The organism is Nonomuraea bangladeshensis (assembly GCF_039529455.1).
Taxonomy (GTDB): domain Bacteria; phylum Actinomycetota; class Actinomycetes; order Streptosporangiales; family Streptosporangiaceae; genus Nonomuraea; species Nonomuraea bangladeshensis.
This window is the reverse complement of record NZ_BAAAMV010000001.1, coordinates 135,441-158,242: the sequence shown is the minus strand read 5'-3', so window position 1 is coordinate 158,242 and position 22,802 is coordinate 135,441. Positions and strand designations below refer to the sequence as shown.

Annotated in this window: 21 protein-coding genes; 10 read left to right on the top strand and 11 right to left on the bottom strand. The window is 73.4% G+C overall.

From position 1 onward, the window contains the following. Positions 1-6: 6 nt before the first annotated feature. Positions 7-1,008: a 3-oxoacyl-ACP synthase III family protein gene (locus ABD292_RS00645; protein WP_344204313.1), complete on the bottom strand. Its 1,002-nt coding sequence runs from the start codon at positions 1,006-1,008 to the stop codon at positions 7-9. 199 nt (positions 1,009-1,207) lie between these two features. Here ABD292_RS00645 and ABD292_RS00640 point away from each other — a divergent pair, with 199 nt between their 5' ends. Beyond that, the gene (locus ABD292_RS00640; RefSeq protein WP_344204310.1) at positions 1,208-1,459 is read left to right on the top strand and encodes a phosphopantetheine-binding protein; all 252 of its coding nucleotides are present in this window, start codon (positions 1,208-1,210) and stop codon (positions 1,457-1,459) included. Beyond that, a complete protein-coding gene (locus ABD292_RS00635) occupies positions 1,456-2,730 on the top strand; it encodes a beta-ketoacyl-[acyl-carrier-protein] synthase family protein (RefSeq protein WP_344204307.1) in 1,275 nt (424 codons plus the stop codon). The genes ABD292_RS00640 and ABD292_RS00635 overlap by 4 nt, the downstream gene beginning before the upstream one ends. A 305-nt stretch (positions 2,731-3,035) precedes the next feature. Here ABD292_RS00635 and ABD292_RS00630 read toward each other — a convergent pair whose 3' ends face one another. Beyond that, complete coding sequence (locus ABD292_RS00630) at positions 3,036-3,872, bottom strand: hypothetical protein (RefSeq protein ID WP_344204305.1); 837 nt, start codon at positions 3,870-3,872, stop codon at positions 3,036-3,038. Positions 3,873-3,968: 96 nt separating this feature from the next. Here ABD292_RS00630 and ABD292_RS00625 point away from each other — a divergent pair, with 96 nt between their 5' ends. The 4 genes from ABD292_RS00625 (at position 3,969) to ABD292_RS00610 (ending at position 8,376) form a co-directional block, all read left to right on the top strand. Then, positions 3,969-5,591 (top strand): fatty acid CoA ligase family protein, encoded by a 1,623-nt coding sequence (locus ABD292_RS00625; RefSeq protein WP_344204303.1) that lies wholly within the window; start codon positions 3,969-3,971, stop codon positions 5,589-5,591. Continuing rightward, on the top strand, positions 5,588-6,583 hold the full coding sequence (locus tag ABD292_RS00620; protein ID WP_344204301.1) for an NAD-dependent epimerase/dehydratase family protein: 996 nt from the start codon (positions 5,588-5,590) through the stop codon (positions 6,581-6,583). The genes ABD292_RS00625 and ABD292_RS00620 overlap by 4 nt, the downstream gene beginning before the upstream one ends. 2 nt (positions 6,584-6,585) lie before the next feature. After that, entirely contained in the window at positions 6,586-7,497 is a 912-nt protein-coding gene (locus tag ABD292_RS00615) for an alpha/beta fold hydrolase (RefSeq protein WP_344204299.1), read from the top strand. Positions 7,498-7,569: 72 nt separating this feature from the next. Further along, on the top strand, positions 7,570-8,376 hold the full coding sequence (locus tag ABD292_RS00610) for a glycerophosphodiester phosphodiesterase (protein ID WP_344204297.1): 807 nt from the start codon (positions 7,570-7,572) through the stop codon (positions 8,374-8,376). Positions 8,377-8,379: 3 nt separating this feature from the next. On the opposite strand, the gene ABD292_RS00605 is transcribed toward ABD292_RS00610, so the two are convergent. From ABD292_RS00605 to ABD292_RS00595, 3 genes are all read right to left on the bottom strand, one after another. After that, complete coding sequence (locus ABD292_RS00605) at positions 8,380-8,763, bottom strand: hypothetical protein (RefSeq protein ID WP_344204295.1); 384 nt, start codon at positions 8,761-8,763, stop codon at positions 8,380-8,382. A 76-nt stretch (positions 8,764-8,839) separates the two neighbouring features. Continuing rightward, positions 8,840-10,036, bottom strand: a complete 1,197-nt coding sequence (locus ABD292_RS00600) for a CaiB/BaiF CoA transferase family protein (RefSeq protein ID WP_344204293.1) — start codon at positions 10,034-10,036, stop codon at positions 8,840-8,842. Continuing rightward, positions 10,033-10,665, bottom strand: a complete 633-nt coding sequence (locus ABD292_RS00595) for a GntR family transcriptional regulator (RefSeq protein WP_344204291.1) — start codon at positions 10,663-10,665, stop codon at positions 10,033-10,035. Before ABD292_RS00595 ends, ABD292_RS00600 begins: the two co-directional genes overlap by 4 nt. 413 nt (positions 10,666-11,078) lie before the next feature. On the opposite strand from ABD292_RS00595, the gene rraA reads away from it, so the two are divergent. Beyond that, a complete protein-coding gene (gene rraA, locus ABD292_RS00590; RefSeq protein WP_344204289.1) occupies positions 11,079-11,549 on the top strand; it encodes a ribonuclease E activity regulator RraA in 471 nt (156 codons plus the stop codon). Here the strand turns inward: rraA and ABD292_RS00585 are convergent. Continuing rightward, positions 11,536-11,757, bottom strand: a complete 222-nt coding sequence (locus ABD292_RS00585; protein ID WP_344204286.1) for a hypothetical protein — start codon at positions 11,755-11,757, stop codon at positions 11,536-11,538. The genes rraA and ABD292_RS00585 overlap by 14 nt on opposite strands. 1,184 nt (positions 11,758-12,941) lie before the next feature. Between ABD292_RS00585 and ABD292_RS00580 the strand changes: the two genes are divergently transcribed. Both ABD292_RS00580 and ligA read left to right on the top strand, forming a co-directional pair. Next, the gene (locus ABD292_RS00580; RefSeq protein WP_344204283.1) at positions 12,942-13,337 is read left to right on the top strand and encodes a hypothetical protein; all 396 of its coding nucleotides are present in this window, start codon (positions 12,942-12,944) and stop codon (positions 13,335-13,337) included. A 355-nt stretch (positions 13,338-13,692) separates the two neighbouring features. Then, positions 13,693-15,798 carry an NAD-dependent DNA ligase LigA gene (ligA, locus tag ABD292_RS00575; protein ID WP_344204280.1) on the top strand — a complete coding sequence of 702 codons (2,106 nt, stop codon included), beginning with the start codon at positions 13,693-13,695 and terminating at the stop codon, positions 15,796-15,798. Between the two features lie 484 nt (positions 15,799-16,282). On the opposite strand, the gene ABD292_RS00570 is transcribed toward ligA, so the two are convergent. From ABD292_RS00570 to metX, 5 genes are all read right to left on the bottom strand, one after another. Further along, positions 16,283-18,631 (bottom strand): tetratricopeptide repeat protein, encoded by a 2,349-nt coding sequence (locus ABD292_RS00570; protein ID WP_344204278.1) that lies wholly within the window; start codon positions 18,629-18,631, stop codon positions 16,283-16,285. Between the two features lie 171 nt (positions 18,632-18,802). Next, a complete protein-coding gene (locus tag ABD292_RS00565) occupies positions 18,803-18,997 on the bottom strand; it encodes a hypothetical protein (protein WP_344204276.1) in 195 nt (64 codons plus the stop codon). 121 nt (positions 18,998-19,118) lie between these two features. Next, the gene (locus ABD292_RS00560) at positions 19,119-19,601 is read right to left on the bottom strand and encodes a CoA-binding protein (RefSeq protein ID WP_329581780.1); all 483 of its coding nucleotides are present in this window, start codon (positions 19,599-19,601) and stop codon (positions 19,119-19,121) included. Further along, the gene (locus tag ABD292_RS00555) at positions 19,598-20,947 is read right to left on the bottom strand and encodes an O-acetylhomoserine aminocarboxypropyltransferase/cysteine synthase family protein (RefSeq protein WP_344204270.1); all 1,350 of its coding nucleotides are present in this window, start codon (positions 20,945-20,947) and stop codon (positions 19,598-19,600) included. The genes ABD292_RS00560 and ABD292_RS00555 overlap by 4 nt, the downstream gene beginning before the upstream one ends. Positions 20,948-20,969: 22 nt before the next feature. Then, positions 20,970-22,172 carry a homoserine O-acetyltransferase MetX gene (metX, locus tag ABD292_RS00550; RefSeq protein WP_344204268.1) on the bottom strand — a complete coding sequence of 401 codons (1,203 nt, stop codon included), beginning with the start codon at positions 22,170-22,172 and terminating at the stop codon, positions 20,970-20,972. Positions 22,173-22,251: 79 nt separating this feature from the next. Here metX and ABD292_RS00545 point away from each other — a divergent pair, with 79 nt between their 5' ends. Continuing rightward, entirely contained in the window at positions 22,252-22,800 is a 549-nt protein-coding gene (locus ABD292_RS00545; protein ID WP_344204266.1) for an OsmC family protein, read from the top strand. Positions 22,801-22,802 lie beyond the last annotated feature (2 nt).

Sequence of the window (22,802 nt, the reverse complement as noted above, 5' to 3'; positions counted from 1 at the left end):
GGCCGGTCACCAGCGCAGAAGCACGGTGCCCGCGCTCACCCCGCCGGCCAGGCCCACCAGGGCGACCAGGTCGCCGCGCCGTACGCGGCCGGCCCTGATCGCCTGGTGGAGCTGCACGGGAAGGCTGGAGGCCACCAGGTTGCCGTGCTCCTCGATCGTCACCTCGACCCGGCCCACCGGGATCCCGGCCAGCTCGCAGAAGGCGTGCAGGGACGGCAGCGACGCCTGGTGGACGCAGATGGCGGCCAGGTCGTCCCAGTCCAGGCCCCGGTCGGTCAGCGGGCGCCGCAGCACGTCCAGGTCGAGCTTGCACATGCCGATGGCGAGCTCCGGGAAGTCGACGGTGAAGACGCCGATCTCCAGCCCGCCCTCCGGCAGCGGCGTGACCGGGACCCGCGCCGAGCGCCAGGCCGGCGAGTACGCGCAGAACCGGTGCCCCAGCACGCCCGGCGTGGTCGCCGCCTGCAGCAGCAGCGCCGTGCCCGAGTCCGAGACGGTGTAGGAGGGGATCGCCGCGCTGAACTCGTCGTCCGGGCCGATCCGCCAGCGGATGGCCGAGCTGGCCCGCTCGCCGCAGGCGATGAGCACCGTGCGGTAGCGGCCCGCCGTGATCAGCGTCTCGGCCAGCTCGATCGCGTTCAGCACGCTGTTGCAGGCGTTGCGCACGTCGAACACCGGGCAGTCCGCGCCCAGCTCGGCGGCCACGATGTGCGCGTTGGCGGGCTCGACGACGTCCGTGCTCACCCCGGCGAAGATGATCAGGTCGAGGGCCGGCGGCGTGTGGCCGGTCTCCTCCAGCAGTTTGCGGGCGGCCCGCGCGGCCAGCCCCGCGACCGTCTGGCCGGGCTCGGCCACATGCCGTCGCCGTACGCCCGTGGCGTGCTCGATCAGGCCGCGCGGCACGTGCGCCCCAGGATTGCGGGCGGCGAGCTCCTCCTCCAGCTCGGCACTGGTGAGCGTCCGCTCCGGCAGGTGAACGGCCACCCCGGCCACGTGGGCGTAGCGCATGCCCATTCCCCCCTTGTGTCCCCGTGGACGCCCACCCTAGGGAGCGCGCCGGAGGCCGCCGGGACCGCGCACCGCCGACCGGGCAGACTTGATCAATTCCTTAACGGCGGACCTCGCGTCACAAGTGATCATCTTTCCTGTCATCGGCCAGGCTAGGCGGCACGGCCATCACGCTGACCTGCGCGAAAGGGAGCCCGACGTGAGCGACGAAGAGATCCTGGCGATGGTGCGCGAACGCTGCGCGCACATCCTCAAGGTCGATCCCATGAGGGTCACCGAGGACGCCCTGCTGCGCGAGGACCTGGAGGCCGACAGCCTCGACCTGGCCGAGCTGCACGTCACGCTGGAGGACGAGTGGGGGCCGCTGCCGCGTGAGGCCTTCGCCGACGTACGGACCGTGGGCGACGTGCTGGCCCGCGCCCGCGAGCTGGCGCCGGAGCGTCTGGGATGAGCCCGGCGACCGGCGGCGGGGCGGCGGCGAGGCCGCGCGCCCGGGTGGCCGTCACCGGGCTGGGCGTGCGCACCCCGGCCGGCGCGCACCCCAAGGAGCTGTGGGACGCGCTGCTCGCCGGCCGCTCCACCGCGCGCCGCATCACCTCCTTCGACACCGAAGGGCTCGGCGCCACGTTCGCCTGCCAGGTCACCGGCCTGGACGTCGAGGGCTACCTGACGCCCAAGCAGGCCTCCCGGCTGGACCGCGTGGCGCAGCTCGCGGTCTGCGCGGCCGGCGACGCGATGGACGACGCCGTGGACGACGCGGGACCGGTGCGCACGCCGCCCGAGCGGCAGGCCGTCGTCACCGGCAGCGGCTTCGGCGGCGCCCTGACCTACGAGGCCGGGCTGCTCTCCGGCCGCCACGCGGGCCGCGGCAACCCCGGCCCGCTGCACGTCCCGATGGTCATGCACAACGCGATGGCGGCCGCGATCAGCATCCGCCACGGGATCCTCGGCCCCAGCCTGTCCGTGGCCACCGCCTGCGCCTCCGGCGCCCACGCCATCGCCGAGGCCGCCCGGCTGGTCCGCGACGGCACCGCCGACCTGGTCATCGCCGGCGGCGCCGAGGCGTCCATCACGCCGTCCGTGCTGCTGGCCTTCGAACGCTGCCGCGCCCTTTCGCTGCGCAACGACGCGCCGGAACGGGCCAGCCGGCCCTTCGACCGGGACCGCGACGGGTTCGTCCTGGCGGAGGGGGCCGCGTTCGTCGTCCTGGAGAACCTGGAGCACGCCCTCGCCCGGGACGCGCACATCTACGGTGAGCTGTCGGGGCTCGGGTTCTCCTCCGACGCCCACCACATCACCGCGCCGCCCGAGCAGGGCGACGGGGCCGCCCGCTGCATGCGCGCCGCACTCGCCGACGCCGGGCTGACGCCCGGCGAGATCGCGCACGTCAACGCGCACGGCAGCAGCACCCCGCTCAACGACCTGGCCGAGGCGCGGGCGATCAACCAGGTGTTCGGGACGGTACGGGTGCCGGTGACCTCCACCAAAGGGGTGACCGGGCACGCGATCGGCGCCGCCGGGGCCATCGAGGCGGTGGCCGCCGTCCTCGCGCTGAACGAGCGCGCCGTCCCGCCGACGGCCAACCTGAGCGTCCTCGACCCGCAGTGCGACCTCGACGTCGTCACCGAGGCCAGGCCCATGCCGGCCGCGCCGGTCATGTCCAACTCCTTCGGCTTCGGCGGCCACAATGCCACCCTGATCTTCTCGCCCGTGCCGTCCTGACCACATGCCGACAGACCCGGTCGGTCCAGCTCGTTCGTGAGCAGGGACCGGCCGGGTCTGTGAGGCGGGCTCCGGACGGCGGGCGCCCGTCAGGTGACGAGGCCGGGTCCGGGCCGCCGAGGCCGGCGGGTGGCGGGCTGGTCAGCCGAGACCGCCCACCGACCGGCCGCGCGAGGCGCCGCCCGTGCGGAGCAGCAGCGTCGGGCTGCTGGGGCGGGCCGGATCAGGCCGGGACCCGTTGCGTGCCTGGCGCGGACCTGTCGGCGCCGGGCACGGGATCGGCCTGGCCAACGCGGCTTCGGGCCTTACACGTCGGCGAGCACGGGCGCGGCGGCCTCGTCAGCGGCGGGCTCGGGAGCGGCGGCCTCGTCAGCGGCGGGCTCGGGAGCGGTGGCCTCGTCAGCGGCCGGCTCCGGTGCGGCGGCCTCGTCGGCAGCCGGCTCGGGCGCGCCGGCTTCGTCGGCGGCGGGCTCGGGCGCGGAGACCTCTTCAACGGCGGGCTTGGGCGCCGCAGCCGCGTCCACGACGGTCTCGTCGGCGGCGGGCTCGGGAGCGGCGGCCTCGTCAGCGGCGGGCTCCGGTGCGCTCGCCTCGTCGGCGGCCGGCTCCGGTGCGGCGGCCTCGTCGGCGGCCGGCTCGGGCGCGCCGGCTTCGTCGGCGGCGGGCTCGGGCGCGGAGACCTCTTCAACGGCGGGCTTGGGCGCCGCAGCCGCGTCCACGACGGTCTCGTCGGCGGCGGGCTCGGGCGCGCCGGCCTCGTCAGCGGCCGGCTCGGGCGCGCCGGCCTCGTCGGCGGCGGGCTCGGGAGCGGCGGCCTCGTCAGCGGCGGGCTCGGGCGCGGCGGCCGGCTCCGGCGCACTCGCCTCGTCGGCGGCCGGCTCGGGCGCCGCAGCCTCGTCCGCGGCCGGCTCGGGCGCGCCGGCCTCGTCGGCGGCGGGCTCGGGTGCGGCGGCCTGGTCGACGGCCGGCTCGGGCGCGGCGGCCGGCTCCGGCGCAGGCGCGGGCTCGGGCGCGGGTCCGGCCGCGATCGGAGCGGGCGCAGGTACGTCGGGAGCGGGAGCGGCGAAGGCCGGGTTCGACGCGGCGAGCGGCAGCACGGCTGTGGCCGTTCCGGCGGCGATGACGGCGATGAATCGGCGCATGTCTTGGACTCCTAGTCACGTTGAGTAACGTATTGCTACGAATAGTTACCGCACACGGATCGCCCAAAACACGACACACCGGGAGGGAGTGCTTTCATGGAGGGTGCCCGGCTCTTCGCCGCCGAGGCTGAGCTGACCGGACGCTGGCCGCATGCCCGTCCCGAAGCCGTCGTCTGCCGCATCGACGGACGGCGCGGCCGAGGCCCCGAGACGCTCACGTACCGCGAGCTGGACGACCTGATCGGCCGCACCGCCCTGGCCCTGGAGCGCGCGGGCGTCGGCGCGGGGACGACGACCGCCGTCATGGTGCCGCCGGGCCGGGAGCTGGTCGCGCTGATCCACGCCCTGCTCCGGCTGCGGGCCGTCCCCGTGCTCATCGACCCGGGCCTCGGGGCGCGCGCCATGAGGAGGTGCCTGGCCGAGGCCGCGCCGCAGGCGTTCATCGGCGTGCCCCTCGCCCACCTCGCCCGCGTGCTGCTGGGCTGGGCCCGCGGCAGCGTACGGACCACGATCACCGTGGGCCCGCGCACGCTGCGGCTGGCCCGCCCGTCGCCGCCCGGCTCCTGGCCCGCGCCGCGCGGGGAGGGCGACGGCCCGGCGTTCGTGGCCTTCACCTCCGGCTCCACCGGCGTGCCCAAAGGCGTGCCGCTCCGGCACCGGCACCTGGCCGGGCAGCTGGAGCTGCTGGCGCGCCTGGGGGCGCTGCGGCCGGGCGGGACGGTCTGGTCCACGTTCCTGCCGTTCGCGATCGCCGCGCCCGTCATGGGCTGCGCCTCCGTCGTCCCCCGGCTGAACCTGCGCCGTCCCGCCCGCAGCGACCCCGCCGCGATGGCGGAGTCGATCCGCGCGCACCGCGTCACCGGCCTGTTCGCCGCGCCCGCGCTGCTGGACGGGCTGGCCCGCCACTGCCTGGAGCGCGGCCTCACGCTGGACGGCGTGCGGACCGTGCTCACCGCGGGCGCGCCGCTGCCGCACGCGGTCCTGCGCCGCGCCCTGCGGTGCCTGCCGGAGGGGGCCGAACTGCTCTCCGTGTACGGCGCCACCGAATGCCTCCTGGTCAGCGCCGCGAACGCGGCCGAGCTCACCGCGACCGCCGGGGACACGGCGAAGGGCGCGGGCACGTTCCTGGGCGCGCCGCTGCCGGGCAACCGGGTCCGCGTCATCGCCGTCACGGACGAGCCCGTCCCGTACTGGTCGGACGACCTGCTGGTGCCGCCCGGCACCGTCGGGGAGATCACCGTGGCCGGGCCGGCGGTGAGCGACCCCTACCTCGGCCGCCCGTACGACACCGCCCTCGCCCGCATCGACGACGGCGGCACGCCCGTCCACCGCATGGGCGACCTGGGGTGGATGGACGAGCGGGGCCGCCTCTGGTTCGCCGGCCGCAAGGGCGAGCGGGTCCGCACCGCCGCCGGCGACCTCTACACCGACCAGGTCGAGCCGATCGTCAACGACCTGCCCGGCGTGCGCCGTACCGCCCTCGTGGGCGTGGGGCCGGAGGGCCGCCGCCGCCCGGTGCTCTGCGTGGAGTGCGAGCCCGGCGTCTCCGGGAGCGAGCGCCGCGCGGTCCTCGCTCGGGTACGCGAGCACGCCCCGCCCGCCGTCGCCGAGGTGCTGCCGCATCCGGGGTTCCCGATGGACGTCCGGCACGCCAGCAAGATCCGCCGCCCGCTGCTGGCCCGCTGGGCCGCCCGCGAGCTGGGGGAGGCCGGGCGATGAACGTGCTGGTGACCGGCGGCGGCGGCTTCCTCGGGCAGGCCGTGTGCCGGCTGCTCGCCGCGCGCGGCGACCGGGTGACCGCGTTCCAGCGCAGCCGGCGTCCTGAGCTGGACGCGTACGGCGTGCTCCAGCGCACCGGGGACGTCCGCGATCTCGACCGGGTGCGCGTCGTCGTGGCCGGGCACGACGCGGTGGTGCACTGCGCCGCGCTGGCCGGGCTGTGGGGCGCGCCCGGCGACTTCCGCACGATCAACGTGCACGGCACGGCCCACGTGGTCGACGCCTGCCTGAGCGCCGGGATCGCCCGCCTCGTGCACATCTCCTCGCCGAGCGTCGTGCACGACGGCCGCGACCTGGAGGGCGTGGACGAGTCCGTCCCGTACGCCCGCCGCCACCTCGCCCCCTACCCGGCCACGAAGGCGGCGGCCGAGCGCATCGTGCTGGCCGCGAGCGGCGCGCGGCTGGCCACCGTGGCGCTGCGGCCGCACCTCATCTGGGGGCCCGGCGACCCGCACTTCCTGCCGCAGCTCACCGCGCGGGCCCGGCGCGGCCGGCTGCTGCTGCCGCGCGCCCCCGGCAAGCTGATCGACACCGTGTACGTCGACAACGCGGCCGAGGCGTGCCTGCTGGCCCTGGACGCGCTCGCCCCCGGCCGCCCGGTCGCCGGGCGCGCCTACTTCGTCGCCCAGGACGAGCCGGTCCCGATCGCGCAGTGGGTCAACGGCCTGCTGGCGGCGGCCGGGCTCGGCCCCGTACGGCCGCGGGTGCCCGCCCGGCTGGCGCGGCTGGCGGCCGGGGTGGTCGAGCACGGGTGCCGGCTCGCCGGGGCGAGTCCGCCGCTCACCCGGATGATCGCCGTGCAGGCGACCACGTCCCACTGGTTCGACCTGTCGGCGGCCCGCCGCGACCTCGGCTACGCGCCGCGCGTCACGACGGCGGAGGGCCTGTCCCGGCTCGCCGCCCACCTCGCGGCCGCCCCGGCGGGGAGCTGAGCGTGGACGCCTCCCGCCTGCCCGGCTACCCGTTCGCGTCCCGCTGGTTCGTACGGGACGGCCTGCGCCAGCACTACGTGGACGAGGGCGCGGGCGCGCCGGTGCTCATGCTGCACGGCAACCCGTCCTGGAGCTACCTGTGGCGGCGGCTGATCACGGCGCTGCGCGGCGAGCACCGCTGCCTCGCCCCCGACCACATCGGCATGGGCCTGTCGGACAAGCCGGGCGAGGACCGCTACGCACACACCCTGGCCTCCCGCGTGGCCGACCTGGACGCGCTGACCGCGCACCTCGTCGAGCACGAGGGCGTCCCGGACCGGGGCTGGACGCTGGTGATGCACGACTGGGGCGGTCCGATCGGCATGGCCTGGGCCGCCCGCCACCCCGGCCGGGTGGCCCGGCTCGTGGTGCTCAACACCGCCGCCTTCCCCAGCCCGTACGGCGAGCGCGTACGGCCCGCCCTGCGGCTGCCGTTCTGGCTGCTGCGCGAGACCACGGCGGGCGAGCGCCTGTTCCTGCGCCATCACGCCTTCGCCCGGCTGGCCACGCTGCCGCCGTTCGGGCTGCGCCGCCGCCTGCCGAGGGACGTGCGCGCCGCCTTCCTCGCCCCGGGCCGGGACCCGGGGCACCGGGTGGCGGTCCGCCGCTTCGTCACCGACATCCCGCTCAGCCCGGCCGACCGGGCCTGGCCGCTGCTGGTGCGGGCCGCGGAGGGCGTGCGCGCGTTCGCCGACCGGCCCGTGCTGATCGGCTGGGGGCTGCGCGACCCGGTCTTCGACCGCGCGATGCTGCGCGAGTGGCGCCGCCGCCTGCCGCACGCGACGGTGCGCGCCTACCCGGACGCCGGCCACTACGTGCTGGAGGACGCCCACGAACGGCTGGTGCCGGAGATCGCCGCCTTCCTGCGCCGCTGACCGCCCCTTGATCATGAACGCCGCCGCGCGTAGCCTTCCCCCGGATCACCTACAGGCGGGAGTCGCACCTCCATGAGAATGATGACCAGAGCGATGTCGCTGGCCACGGCGGTGGCCGTGACGCTCCCGGCCGCCGGGCTTCCCGCCCACGCCGGCACGAGCGCCACCCGCGCGGCCGTCGCCTGCCCCCAGGTCTTCGGCCACGGCGGCTACCCGACCGGCGCCAACCCGTGGGAGCGGGACAAGATCCGCCAGCCCAACAACCCGCGGGGGCTCAACGACCAGAAGAGCTGGGGCGCCGACGGGGTCGAGGGCGACGTACAGCTCACCCGGCAGGGCACCAAGGCCGTCATGTGGCACAACACCTCCACCAACGGCCTGACCGGCACCAAGCAGAACATCACCGACCTCTGGTGGGCCGCCGGCACCGGCAACCTGCAGAGCCGCACCATCACGCGCGGCCCCTACACGGGGGAGCGGGTCTACACGCTGCGCGAATGGCTCGACCAGGTGCGCTCGCGCGGCCTGGTCGCCCTCCTGGAGATCAAGCCCGAGACGAAGCCCATCCTGTCGAACGCCACGTACGCGGCGGCCGCCTGGAAGGAGATCTCCGACCCGATCAAGGAGCGGCAGGGCGCGCAGCGCATCCTGGTCTACTCGACCGACACGTGGATCCAGGCCGAGCTGGCCAAGCGCCACCCCACGCTGCTCAAGGGCGGCGCGGCCCGCTGGACCGACAGCGTGGGCTGGGAGGAGCCGCCGCCGTCCTGGACCGGCAACACCGCCCGCTGGCAGAGCGTGCTCGACGCGGCCCCGGCCAGCGTGATGACCAACTACACCAAGGAGTACCGGGCCTGGCTCAAGGGCAAGTGCGCCTGACCCTCAGTCGATCCTGCGGCACACGGTCACCGGCAGGCGGGCGGACCACGTCCTGGTGACGGCGTCGTACGCCTCGGCGTAGCCGTTGCGGCCGCCGTTGCACGGGGAGGCGAGCGGCGTGTCCACGTAGACGGCCCCGCCCGGCGTCACCGGATGCGTACGGGCCACCGCCCACTTGCCGAAGGCCGGGACGCCATTGCTGTGCTTGACGCTCACGTACACCCGGCCGCCGACGGTGAAATCGCCGCCGGCCACCTTGAGGTGACCGGCGAAGGTGTAGGTGAACAGGAAGGGCCGGCCGCCGGCGGCGTGCGCGGGGGCCGCGAGGGTCGTGGCGAGCACGGCGGCGGCGGTGACGCTGAGCAGGGCGCGGAGGTGACGGTTCATCGGCTCTCCCGGGTGGCGGTCCGTGCGGTACGTCCACCATTGAGCGCCGGGGCGCTTGCGGCCCGCCTGCGGACCGCTAGATGATCCCGCCGGCGGAGAGCCGGTCCGTCTCCTCCTGCGTGAGGCCGAGCAGGCCGTGGTAGATCTCGTGGTTGTGCCGGCCCAGCTCCGGCCCGGTGGAGCGGACCGCGCCGGGCGTGTCCGACAGCTTCGGCGCGACGTTCTGCATGGCCAGCTCCCCGAAGTCGGGGTGCGCGACGCGGACGATGGCCTCGCGGGCGGCGAAGTGCGGGTCGGCGAACATGTCGGCCGCGCGGTAGATCCGCCCGGCCGGCACCCCTCCCGCGTGCAGCAGGCCGAGCAGGTCCTGGGCGGGCAGCGTCGCCGACCAGGCCGCGATGAGGCCGTCCAGCTCGGCCATGTTCGCGCCGCGGGCGGCGTGCGTGGCGTAGCGCTCGTCCTCCGCCAGTTCAGGGCGGCCCATCACGGCGGCCAGGCGGGTGAACACGCTGTCCTGGTTGGCCGCGATGAGGACGCCGTCGCCGTCGGCGGTCGGATAGACGTTGCTCGGCGCGACGTTCGGCAGCACGGCGCCGGTGCGCTCCCGCTGGTAGCCGGCCTGCTGCCACTCCGGCAGCAGCGACTCCATCACGGCCAGCACCGACTCGTAGATCGCCGAGTCGACGACCTGGCCGCGGCCGCTGCGCTCGCGCTCGTGCAGCGCGACCAGGGTGCCGAGGCAGGCGTACGTGGCGGCCAGCGAGTCGCCCAGCGAGACGCCGGCCCGCGACGGGGGCAGCGACGGGTCGCCGGTGACGTACCGGATGCCGCCCATGGCCTCGCCGATCGAGCCGTAGCCGGCGCGGGGGGCGTACGGGCCGGTCTGGCCGTAGCCGGTCACGCGCGTGATGACGAGCCGGGGGTTGAGCTCGTGCAGCCGCTCCGGGCCGAGACCCCAGCGCTCCAGCGTGCCGGGGCGGAAGTTCTCCAGCAGCACGTCGGACTTCGCGACCAGGCGGCGGACGAGCTCCTGGCCCTCGGGGGTGCGCAGGTCGCAGGTCACCGACTTCTTGTTGCGGGCCACGACCGGCCACCACAGTGACTTGCCGTGCGGCTTCTCCCTGCCCCACTGGCGCATGGGGTCGCCCTTGCGCGGGTCCTCGACCTTGATCACCTCGGCGCCGAAGTCGCCGAGCAACTGGCCGCAGAACGGGCCGGCGATCAGCTGCCCGAGTTCCACGACCCGGACGTCGCCGAGCGGGAGTCCTCTCATGGCTCGCTCTCCTGGTGCCGTGGGCCCAGCAACGACGCGCGGGCCGAGAACAGATGGGCCCTCATGACCGCCTCCGCCCCGTCGGGGTCGCCGGCGCGGACGGCCGCGGCGATCTCCAGGTGGTGGGCGGCGCTGCGGTCCATGGCCTCCTTGTCGAAGGAGCCGTACGTGCGCAGCAGCACGGGGGAGTGGACGAGCATGCTGATCTGCTGGGCCGGCAGCGCGCTGCCGCCGAGCCGGACCAGGCCCTGGTGGAAGTCGGCGTTGAGCCGGTGGACGGCGTCGAGGTCGTCCCGGCCGGCGTGCTCGCGCAGCTCCACGGCGACGGCGTGCAGCCGGTCGGCGTCCTCCGGGGCGGCGGCGAGCGCCGCCTGGCGGGCGGCCAGCCCCTCGATCCTGGCCCGCAGCTCGAAGATCGACTCCAGGTCGTCGCGAGGGTACTCGACCACCCTGGCGCCCTTGTTCGCGATGAGCTCGACCAGCCCTTCCGCGGCCGGCCGGCGCAACGCCTCGCGTACGGGGGTGCGGCTGACGCCGAGGACCTCGGCCGGCTCGACCTCGGCGAGCCGGTCTCCTAGGGCGTACTGGCCGCCCAGGATGAGGCTTCTGAGGTCGTCCACGGCCGACATGTATACGACTCCTTGATCGGCTGGCGGCCTTCTTGGCTCAAGGGTGGTTCATGTGCAAGCTGTTGCATACATTACGTCGCCTTTGGCGGCTGGCGTGGGCCCGCCACATCAAACGGACATATGCATATAAGGCGGGCGACGTGGGTATATGGCTATTGGGATCGAGTGCCCACAGAACGCCTCGGCTGTCATGGCGGCCGAGGCGTTCGCCGTGTGTGGCGACCGGGTGGGCGTGGCGACTGACCGAAAAAACCTGTACAAACCGGACATTGAGCCGATAATCTGGCGTCGCTCCAGCGGGGATGCCTGGAGCGCCAACGTCCGACGCCCCCGGCCGCCGACCTCGCCGCCGGGGGCGTTCGCGTGCCGGCCCGCGCCACCTCGTAGAGTCGTGCCGACGGAAGGGCGCGATCATGACCATCTCCACCGCCGACCTGTACGACGAGCGCGGCGACCAGCTCGACTCCTGCCACCTGCAACTGCGCCAGTACGGCGGCCGCCGCGCCTTCTCCGGCCGGATCGCGACCGTCCGCTGCCACGAGGACAACGCCCTGCTCAAGTCGGTGCTGTCCGAGCCCGGCGAGGGGCGCGTGCTGGTCGTCGACGGCGGCGGCTCCCTGCGCGCCGCGCTCATGGGCGACGTCATCGCGGGCATCGCGGTGGCGAGCGGCTGGGCCGGCGTGGTGATCAACGGCGTGGTCCGCGACGTCGCCGCCCTCCGCGACCTGGACCTCGGCGTCAAGGCGCTCGGCTCGAACCCACGCAAGAGCGCCAAGACGGGCGCCGGCGAGCGGGACGTCCCGGTCACCTTCGGCGACGCGGTCTTCCATCCGGGGGCCGAGCTCTTCTCCGACGAGGACGGCATCCTCGTCACCCGCCCCTGACGCCGGCGCCCTGACCAAGGGTCGCGGTCTGCTCGCCCGCGACCTGGGCCGTGACGCGCTGCCGGTCACCGAGGCCAATGGGGGCGGGCGCCGCGCTCGGGGCACCGGCTCCCGTATGGTCGTCGATCGCGCAGGAGGACGCCAGGCTGCCATCCTGGATGTGGTCGACCCCGACGTCGAGGAGGCGGGGCAGGTGATGGTGGCTCATCCTCGTCTCGCAGTCGTGGTGGAGTGGGGTGGGGCGTAGGTGTGACGCCTCCGCGACGCCGGCTCGGCGTCACCCTGCACGTCGTCTGTGGGGAGTCCCGGCAGCCCGGCCGTAGGACGCCTGCTCAACGGCTGCTCGGCGGCGACCGGCCTGCTGATCAACGAGGCGGCTGCGGCGGCGCTGACTTAGCACGTCGTCTGTGGGGAGTCCCGGCAGCCCGGCCGTAGGACGCCTGCTCAACGGCTGCTCGGCGGCGACCGGCCTGCTGATCAACGAGGCGGCTGCGGCGGCGCTGACTTACGCCACTTACGAGCGGGGCAGCGGGTGCCCGGAATCGGCCGCTACTGCGCCGCGACCTTCTCCCTGCCGTATTCGTTCATCGAGAGCGCGCCCGATCGCCTCGGCTCCATCGCGGTGCGGCGGCTCGTGCAGCCACGGTCGGTCAGCGCTTCATCTCCCCCGGACTGGTCTCCAGTGGCAGCACCGCGCCCCCGCGCTCCCCCTGAAGCCCCCTAGAGAACCCCTGGTCGCTGCAGCGCCTTGATGTTAGCGCTAACACTTCGGTGAAGGAGAGTGGCGCATCCAAGTGCTCCCATCAGCCCTGGTCGTCCCCTTGGTGGCCCTAGCCGTCGCCGCGACTGTCGGGCCACACCCCGGCCGGGCTACCACGTCATCCGCCTGGCCAAGGGGTCACCGCACTTCGCGGACGGCACCAACTACGTCCGAGCTGGACTACAAGCAGCTCGACTGACGCTACTCAGCGGCATTGGAGAGCCCGTCCTAAGGGGCCTGTTCCGGTCATGCAACCGCAACCGGGGCAGGCCGCCTGCTCTACCGCCGCCTTCAGGTCGTAAAGCCCGGCGGCCTCCCGGCCCGCCGTCGCGGGCCCCTGCCCCTTTACCGGCTTCTCCTTCTGTCGCGATGCATCGCGCGGAGGACTTCGGCATCCCTCGACGAACGCCGCGTGCCGTTGGCCTGCCCTTTTGTCCGAATCATGCCGGTTCTTACGGACCTCACCGTACTCCTACGGCGCTCAAAATAAGGGCAGCCCAGCCTTTGCCGCCACGGGATCAAGCGGGCCGGGGGGTCGCCCTAGCGTGGAGTCGAGTTCGGGCCGAGACCCGGTGTTCAGTCAGGACCCGGAATGGCCCTCCGTCCCAAGCACCAGCGGAAGGTGAACTGACATGACCAGCGTCAAGAACCTCCTCGCGGCCGCAGCGATGACGGCCTCGGCCCTTGTCGTCCCGGTGGCGGCTTCGGCCCCGGCCGCCGCCGCTGAGCCCACCGCTCAGAGCGCGACGACGACGGAAAGCCTCACCACCCAGCGTCCCTGCAGGTTCCACCGGAACCCGGCCCGCTGCCGCGCCATCCGTGGAGGTGGCGGTGGTGGCGGCGGCGGTGGAGGTGGCGGCGGTGGGGGTGGCGGTGGTGGCGGCGGCGCCAACGTCGACATCAACAACCAGAACGTCAACCGCGCCGGCGGCGGTGGCGGCGGCGGCGGTGGCGGTGGCGGCGGCGGTGGCGGAGGTGGCGGTGGCGGCGGCGGTGGCGGCGGCGGTGGCGGCGGCGGTGGCGGCTGATCCCCGATCAGCACCGACCGACCGAGCCAAGCCGACCGAGCCAAGCCAACCGAGCCAAGCCAACCGACGACGAAGCCAACCCGGCCAACTCGATCGAGCCGATCAACCATCAGCCGATCGGCTGACCGACCAAGCCGACCAACCGAACTGATCACCCTGAGCCGAGTCCGGCCACGCCGCGGCCGTCTCGCTCACCACATCTGATCACCGCCACAGAGAACGAGAGGGTCGCACCGTCCGCCGATGCGACCCTCTCCTCATGCCCTCCACGCCCTTCAGATCATCGCGAACGCGGCCCGTCCACACGCGCGTCGGCGGGCCGGAAGTTGTCAGTGGCGATCGCCATGATGGGGCCATGACCGAGACGCCCCCCTTCACCGTGCCCGCCGACGCCACGGCATACGCCGAGGCCGTGCAGCTCGCCGTCGACTCCGCCGCGGCCTACTACGCCGACGGCACCTCGACGCTCGACGACGACGCCTACGACCGGCTGGTCCGCGGCATCGCCGCCTACGAGGAGGAGCACCCGGGCGAGGTGCTGCCCGCCTCGCCGACCGGCAAGGTGGCGGGCGGGGCCGTCGTGGGCGACGTGCCGCACACGGTGCCCATGCTGAGCCTGGACAACGTGTTCGGCCCCGAGCAGCTCGCCGACTGGGCGGCCTCGCTGGAGCGGCGGCTCGGCCGTCCGGTGGCGGCGTGGAGCGTGGAGCCCAAGCTCGACGGCCTCGCGATCTCGGCCCGCTACCGCCGCGGCCGGCTGGCGCAGCTCGTCACGCGCGGCGACGGGGTCGCGGGAGAGGACGTCTCGCACGCCATCGGCACCATCGTCGGCCTGCCCGACCGGCTGGCCGAGCCGGTCACGGTCGAGCTGCGCGGCGAGGTCATGATGACCACCAGCCAGTTCGAGGAGGCGTGCGCCAAGCGGCGGGCGCACGACGGCACCACGTTCGCCAACCCGCGCAGCGCGGCGGCGGGCACGCTGCGGGCGCAGGACCGCCCCTACGTGTGCGAGCTGACCTTCTTTGGCTACGGCGCGCTGCCGCGGCCCGACGACGACTCCGAGCAGGCCACGCGGCTGCGCGAGCTGCCGCACAGCGAGGTCATGGAGTGGGTGGCCGCGCAGGGGGTGCAGACCACGGCGGCCACGCCGGTCGCGGGCATCGTCGCCGGCACGCTGGAGCGCGTCCAGGAGCGGGTGGGCGAGATCGCGGCGGTCCGGGCCGAGCTGCCGTTCGGCATCGACGGCATCGTGATCAAGTGCGATCTGGCCGCCGACCAGGCGCAGGCCGGGTTCAGCTCGCGCGCGCCGCGCTGGGCGATCGCCTACAAACTGCCCGCCACAGAAAAGATCACCAAGCTGCTTGCCGTGGAGTGGAACACCGGCCGCACCGGCATCATCGCCCCGCGCGCCGTGCTGGAGCCGGTCGAGCTCGACGGCAGCCTCGTCACGTACGCGACCCTGCACAACCCCGCCGACATCGCCCGCCGTGGCCTCATGATCGGCGACAGCGTCACCGTCTACAAGGCGGGCGACGTCATCCCGCGGGTCGAGGCGCCGGTCGTGCACCTGCGCACCGGCGACGAGCGGCCCATCGACATCCCCCAGGTCTGCCCGTCGTGCGGCGACGCGATCGACGCCTCCCAGGAGCGGTGGCGGTGCGTGCGCGGGCGCGGATGCCGGGCGATCGCCTCCATCGTCTACGCCGCCGGCCGCGACCAGCTCGACATCGAGGGCCTGGCGGAAAACCGGATCAGGCAGATGCTCGACGCCGGTCTCATCGCCGACTTCGCCGACCTGTTCTTCCTGACCCGCGAGCAGCTGCTCGGCCTCGAACGCATGGGCGCCACCAGCACCGATAACCTCCTGGCCGCCCTCGACCGGGCCAAGGGCCGGCCGCTCAGCCGGGTGTTCTGCGCGCTGGGCGTACGCGGCACGGGCCGATCCATGAGCCGCCGCATCGCCCGCCACTTCGCCACCATGGACGCGATCCGCGCCGCCGACCCCGACGCGATCCAGCAGGTGGACGGCATCGGCCCGGAGAAGGCGCCGGTGGTGGTGGACGAGCTGACCGAGCTCGCCCCGCTCATCGACAAGCTCGTACGCGCGGGCGTCAACATGACCGAGCCCGGCGCCACCCCGCCCGCCGCGGAAGCGACGCCGGACCAGCAGGCAACGGATTCAGTGATGACGACGACACTGCCGCTGGCCTCGATGTCGGTGGTGGTCACCGGCACGATGACCGGGCCACTCGCGGCGCTGTCACGCAACGAGGTCAACGAGCTCATCGAGCGAGCCGGCGGCAAGGCCTCCTCCAGCGTGTCCGCCCGAACGTCTTTGCTGGTGGCGGGGGAGAAGGCAGGCTCCAAACACACCAAGGCCCAGCAACTCGGCGTGCCGATCACGACGCCGGAGGAGTTCGCCACCCTCGTCGCCCCCCTGCTCCAGCAACCGTCCGCCTGACCACCCGGGCCAGGACCTCGTGGATGCGTGGCTGGGTTGCCGAGTACGCCTGCGCCCAGGCTTCGAACTCGAGCGTGGCGTCGAAGCCCTCGGCCGCCGCGCTCCTGATGGGCCGCACCAGCCGGGGGTCCAGCTCCGCGTACGTACGCCCCAAGGCTGTGGCGGCGGCCACCGGATCGTCCTCGACCGACAGGGCCAGGCCCGCCTCCACCGCCTCCGCGCCCGTGAGGGTGCCCCCGCCGGGGCCTTCTGCTGCTCCGACCGCAGATGGTCGACGGACGAGGCGGCGGCAGCTCGCGAAGATCCGCCCCGGAGGCGAACATTCTGGTGCGCCGGTCAGGACGACGGCATGGACGGAGGATTCGCGCTCCGCCAGTGAAAGACGTCGACAATGGCGTTCAGCATGTCCGACGACAGGGCGTTGCGTTGTTTCGGGCGGTTAAGTGTGGCATTGCCACGTGTTTCCGCTGTTCGATGAAAATCGTCATCCGCTCACACCGGCCAGCTCGCCGAACTCCTTCGCGTAGTCCTGGATGCGTCCCTGTACCTGCCGCAACTCGACGCGGCAGGCTGCGTTGCCCGGCCAGGCTGGCTCGGGCGTGTCCGGATGCGCCTGCTCGAACTCGCGCAGCCGCGGGTGCCACTTCGACAGGAAGGGCCGCAGCTCCTGGTTGAGCATGGCGATCGCCAGTTGCTCGACCGTCCGGCCACCATTGGGCACCGACGGCCTGCCCGCCTTCAGGGTGTCGCGGACGGTGGCGAACAGGCCGTAGAGCGACGAGAGCGCCTCGCGGGTCAGGCCCTCATCGTCGTTCAACGGCTGGGTGGACACGCGAGTGGTGATCTCCACGAACAGCTTCCATGCGACGTCACGGCTCTCGTCATCGACCACGAACGTCAGCTTGACCTCGGCCGGCGGGGATGATCGGTTGCGGATCCGGGCCACCATGACGCCCGCCATCCCGGCCACCGCCCCGGCGGCGACGGAGAGTCCACGTCCTCCGATGCGGGTCAGCTCGAAGATCACCAGTCCGGCGACCAGGCCGGCGACGGCCGCCGCGGCCATGTGGACGACGCGTCCGCGCGGCAATGGAGTTCGGGCTGAGATGTAGTCGGCGACGGTGACGAGGAGCAGCGCGGTGCGGGTGCGTGGGTCGTCGTCGCCGTGGCGTTCACGCAGCCGCGCCGTCAGGGGCGAGGACCGTTCGTCGAGCGTGGCCAGACTGGACAGCAGAGTCTCGGCGACGTCGGCGGGCAGGTCCTTCAGGGTGACCAGGTGACGTGCGTGTGCCACGACCTCAGGCCCCGGCTCCGGTGCGGTGAGGTGTTCGGCGACGGCCCGGGCCGCCGCGGGCAGGCAGCCGCGCCGGGCCGGCTCCGGCACGGCGCGCAGCACGCGCGCGTGCACCGACACGCACTCGCCCGCCGCCGCGACGAGGCACCGGCGGGTCAGTGACTCCAGGGCGGGCAGCAGCCGTTCCTGCGTCTCCTGCCTGCTCCAGCCGTGCAGCAGTGCCGCCGCGCGGCTCAGCAGGGCTCGCGGGAGCGGGGCCGGCGCGAGGAACGACGCCAGGCCGAGCACCGTCCACGCCGGGATGTCCAGCTCGCGCAGGATGTCCGCCAGCACGCTGTCCGCCGTGCCCGCGACCTGGTGGCGGTACTCGGCCAGCGAGATCATGCCGCGGCCCGTCCGCAGTTCCGCGCCCGCCATGCGGAGGTCGTGCGGATGTCCGCTCAGGTCGCGGACGAGCGCGGCGGCCTCGGCCTCCTCCCCGGGCCCGTACGCGTCCCTGAGCAGGGCGAGCCCCTCGGCCTCCGTCAGGCCGCCCAGCCGTACGGGGCCGCCGAGGTCGGTGAAGCGGTCCTCCTGGCAGGTCAGGATCGTGCGTACGTACCGGGAGGGGATCAGCAGCTCCCGGACGGTCGCGTCGGAGATCCCGGCGGGAAGCTGGTCGACGATCCACAGCGCCGGCTCCGCCCGCCCCCTGAAATGGGCGGCGACGTGCGGGAGGAGGCGGTCGTCGGGCACGCCGGCGAGTGGGATCCCGGTGGCGACGGCCATGTCGCGCACCAGGCGGCGGTAGTCGAGCAGCAGGTCGGGGCTCGTCTTCTCGGGGTCGAGGGCGAACGAGTGAACGCCGCCGGGGAAGGCGGCGGCGAACTCCTGGGCGTACTGGGCGGCCAGCGTGGTCTTGCCGCTCCCCGGCAGCCCGGAGACCACCGCCACGCCCATGCGAGGCCCCGGTGCGACGAGCGCGGACGTGCCCGCGTGCAGGGCCGAGTGCAGGCGCCACAGCTCGGCGTACCGGTGGACGGCCTCGCGGTCGGGCAGCGGCTCGCCCGGCCACCAATGAGGCGGCTCGGCGCTCGCCGCCGCGCCGAGCGGGCCGGACAGCGCCGCCACCCGCTCGGCCACCTCCTCGGCGAAGCGCCGGCGTTCGGGCTCGGAGGCGGGCGGCCTCCGGTACTTCAGGTCGCGTAACTCGACGGGCTCGATGTGGTCCGAGCCGTCCTCGGGGTTGACCACGAGGAGGCGTCCCCGCACCGTACGGCTCCGCTGCGCCAGCAGGAACGCGAACGTCAGCTCAAGCTGGCAGGCCGGTCGCGTCGGATAGGCCCGCGAGTAGTAGGCGAGCAGGACGGCCGACCTCAGCACGCCCTCGGTGATCTTCCTGGTGATGCTCTCGTGATGGCCGATCGACCGTTCGTCGCGGAAGACGCGCAGGGGCCGGCCGCGCACCTTCGCCCCGCGCAGCGCGTCCTCCAGGGCGCGCGCCTGCTCCCGGTCGTCGCCGGCGTAACTGAGGAAGACGTCGTACTCGTCCGGCCCCATGACCGTCCTTTCGGAAGACTGGTGGACGCCCCGATACGGTGTTCGACTGCTCAGGTAGAGGATTATCCACTTTCGGCGGATCGCTGCCATTCAGGAGGAGAAAAGCCTCCCAAGGGAGGAGGATCTTCCGCCCGGTGACGAAGGGCGCTCCTGCCTCTTGGGAGGCTGCTTTCAGTTCCCGCCGGCGACCGTCCTGAGGGCGATCAGGAGGATGAACAGCGGGATGGTCATACTCGTCCCGAGAACGGCGAGTATGAGGCACAAGCGGACGGTCCGGGCTTTGCTTTCCAGGGCGTCCCGGATCGTCCGTCCGAATTCGGACGCCACGCTCGGCGCGTCATCCTCTTCCTTGTCGTCATTTGTCATGACGAGACAGTCCCGTATGGGCGCCCCGACCTGCAACAACGCGAAAATTATTCAAGCGTGATAATCATCCGCCCGGACTGATAATCGTGATCCGCGGGGATGTGATTCTTGAACATCGCGGCTATTGGAGCCCCGAGCGGACCGAGGTGATGCGGCGGGTGTTGAAGCCGAGCCAGTGCATCCGCCCCACATACCGCGCGTGCTCCACCTTCAGGCAGCGGTCCATGATCACGGTCACGCCGCCGTCCTCGGCGATCCGCGCGCCCTCCTCGTTGATCACGCCGAACTGGCACCAGAGGGCGGCGGCCCGGATCGACACGGTCTCCCGCGCGAGGTCCGGCAGCGCGTCGGGGGCGCGGAAGACGTTCACCAGGTCGACCGGCACCGGCACGTCGAGCAGGCTGGGGTAGCTGGGCTCGCCGAGGATCTCCTTCTCGCGCGGGTTGACCGGGATCACCCGGTAGCCGTGCCGCTTGAGGTAGTAGCCGACGAAATGGCTGGCCCGCAGCTCGTTGCCGGACAGGCCGACGATCGCGATCGTCCTGGTCGAGTGGAGCACCCGCTGGATCGTCAGCGGGTCCTGGTAGCGTCCGAGCTCGGTCATGCCGTCCCCGCCTTCTTCCCGATCGCCGCGCCGACGCGGGCGAAGCCCTGTTCCAGGTCCCAGATGAGGTCCGCGACCGACTCGGTGCCGACCGACAGCCGCACCGTGCCGGGCCCGACGCCGGCCGCCCGCAGCTCGTCGTCGCCGAGCTGGCGGTGCGTCGTGCTGGCCGGGTGGATGACCAGGCTCTTGGCGTCGCCGACGTTCGCCAGGTGCGACCAGAGCGTCAGGCCGCCGATGAGGCCCTGCCCGCCGGCCCGGCCGCCCGCGCAGTCGAAGGAGAACACCGCGCCCGCGCCGCGCGGCAGGTATTTCTCCACCAGAGGCGCGTACTTCGCGCCCGGCAGGCCGGGATAGGTCACGTTGGAGGCCAGCTCGTGCCCGTCGAGGAAGGCCGCGACCGCCCGCGCGTTCTCGACGTGGCGGTCCATCCGCAGCGACAGCGTCTCCAGTCCCTGGAGGAGCAGGAAGGCGTTGAACGGCGACAGCGCCGCGCCGAGGTCGCGCAGGGTCTCGGCGCGCAGCTTCATCAAGTAGCCGTACTCGCCGAACGTCTCGTGGAAACGCAGCCCGTGGTAGGCCGGCGACGGATCGGCGACCACCGGGAAGCGCCCGTTGGACCAGTCGAACGTGCCCGCCTCCACGACCACCCCGCCGATGCTGGTGCCGTGGCCGCCGATGAACTTGGTCGCCGAGTGGACCACGATGTCGGCGCCCCACTCGATCGGCCGGCAGAGGTAGGGGGTCGCGAACGTGTTGTCCACGACGAGCGGCAGCCCGTGCTCGTGCGCGATGGCCGCCACGGTCTCGATGTCGAGCACGTTGCCGGCCGGGTTGCCGATCGTCTCGGCGAAGAACGCCTTGGTGGCGGGCCGCACCGCCTGCCGCCAGGCGTCCGGGTCGTCCGGGTCCACCCACGTCAGCTCCACGCCCATCTTGCGCAGCAGGTGCTTGAGCTGGTTGACGGTCCCGCCGTAGAGGGCCGAGGACGACACGACGTGGTCGCCGGGCTGGAGCAGCGTGAAGAGCGCGGCGGCCTGCGCGGCGATGCCGCTGGCGAAGGCCACCGCGCCGCTGCCGCCCTCCAGGTTGGCCACCCGCTCCTCGAACACCGCGACGGTCGGGTTCATGATCCGCGAGTACGTGTTCCCGTACTCCTGGAGGTTGAAGTACGCCGCCGCGGACTCGGGGTCCTCGAAGACGTAGCTGGTGGTCTGGAAGATCGGCACCGCCCGCGCGCCCGTGTTGGGGTCGGGCCGCTGCCCGGCGTGCAGCTGCCGGGTCTCGAAGCCGAACTCGCGGGCCTGTTCGGCCCGGGGGAGGTCGCGGGGGGACTGGTCGGTCACGAGAAGAACCTCTTCCTCGCTGTCATCCGGCTCCGCCGAGGAACCGGCGGATGATGGGAGTCTGCCGCGCCTCTTCGAGCAGGAAGCAGTCGTGCCCGTACGGGGCGTCGATCAGCTCGTACGACACCGGCTTGCCGGCGGCCCGCAGCGCCCGCTCGATCTCCTCCGAGGCCGACGGCGGGTAGAGCCAGTCGGAGCTGAAGGCGATGAGCAGCGTCCGCGCCTCGACGCCGGCCAGCGCCCGCGCGAGCGAGCCGCCGCCGTGCCGCCGGGCGAGGTCGAAGTACGTCAGGGCGCGCGAGAGATAGAGGTAGGTGTTGGCGTCGAAGCGCTTGACGAAGGCGTCGGCCTGGTGGCGCAGATAGCTCTCCACCTCGAACTCCGGCTCGGTGATGGTGTAGCGCAGGTCGTCGGCGTGCTGGAGCCGCCGGCCGAACTTCTCGCTGAGCGCGGGCCCGGACAGGTAGGTGATGTGGCCGACCATGCGCCCGACGCCCATGCCGGCGTCGGGGGCGCGGCCGGTGCCGTAGTAGCGGCCGCCCTGCCAGGCCGGGTCGCGCAGGATCGACTCGCGGGCGATCGCGTTCCAGGCCACGCCCTGCGGGTGGAGTGCGTGCGTGCTGGCGATGGCGACGACGGCGTCCACCTGGCCGGGGTAGCGCACCGCCCATTCGAGCGCCTGCATCCCGCCGAGCGAGCCGCCGGCGACCGCGGCGAGCCGTTCGACGCCGAGGGCGTCGAGGAACGCGCGCTGGGTCCGGACCATGTCCGCGACCGTGATGACGGGGAAGTCCGGCCCGTACGGGCGGCCCGTCGCCGGGTCCACCGAGGACGGCCCCGTCGTGCCGCGGCAGCCGCCGAGCAGGTTCGTGGAGACGACGAAGAACCGGTCGGTGTCGAACGCCTTGCCGGGGCCGATCATGCCGTCCCACCAGCCGAGCGCCCTGCCGCCCGCGCCGTCGCGCTCCTCGGCGCCGAACCCGTCGCGGGTGCCCGCCTCGGCCGGCGCCGCGGACACGCCCGCCGCGTGGGCGTCGCCGCTGAGGGCGTGGCAGACCAGGATGACGTTGTCGCGCCGGGGCGACAGGGTGCCGTAGGTCTCGTACGCCACCCGGACCGGATGCAGGTCGCGGCCGCAGTCGAGCCGCACGGGCCGGGGCAGGTCGAGGTAGCGGGTCTCGACAGCGCCCACGGAGCCGGCGAGGGTCCTGGCTGGCTGCGACATGGGCTTATGGTAGCCGCCACGCCCGGTGTATGGTCAAATACCTACCGGAATAGCGGGTAGTGAGCGAAGGGCGGAAGCTATGACCACGGTCTCCAACGGCGTGAACGTGCAGGCGCTGCTGGACGCGCGCGAGGCGCTGAAGGACGCGCCCGACGCCGCGCGGTTCGTCTGGCGGGCCTCCAGCACCTGGCGGAACGGCGTGCACAGCACGACGACGGTCAAGGAGTTCTTCGGGCTCGGGGAGGAGCGCTCCCACCGCAGCGAGGCGGTGTTCGACGCCGACCACCCCGAGGTCTTCGCGGCCGAGGACAACGGCATCACGCCGATCGAGTACCTGCTCGTCGGCCTGGCGAGCTGCCTGACGGCCGGCGTCGCCTCCGTCGCCCAGAACCGCGGCATCCAGCTCCGCTCGGTCGAGGCGCGGCTCGAAGGCACCCACGACATCCGCGGCATCCTGGGCGCCGACAGCGACGTGCGCAACGGCTTCGACGACATCAAGGTGACGTTCGAGATCGACGCGGACGCCTCGCGGCAGGACATCGAGGCCCTGGTGGCCCAGTCCCAGAAGCGCTCGGCGGTGTTCGACGCCCTGACGAACCCGACGAACGTCACCGTCGAAGTCGCCTGAGG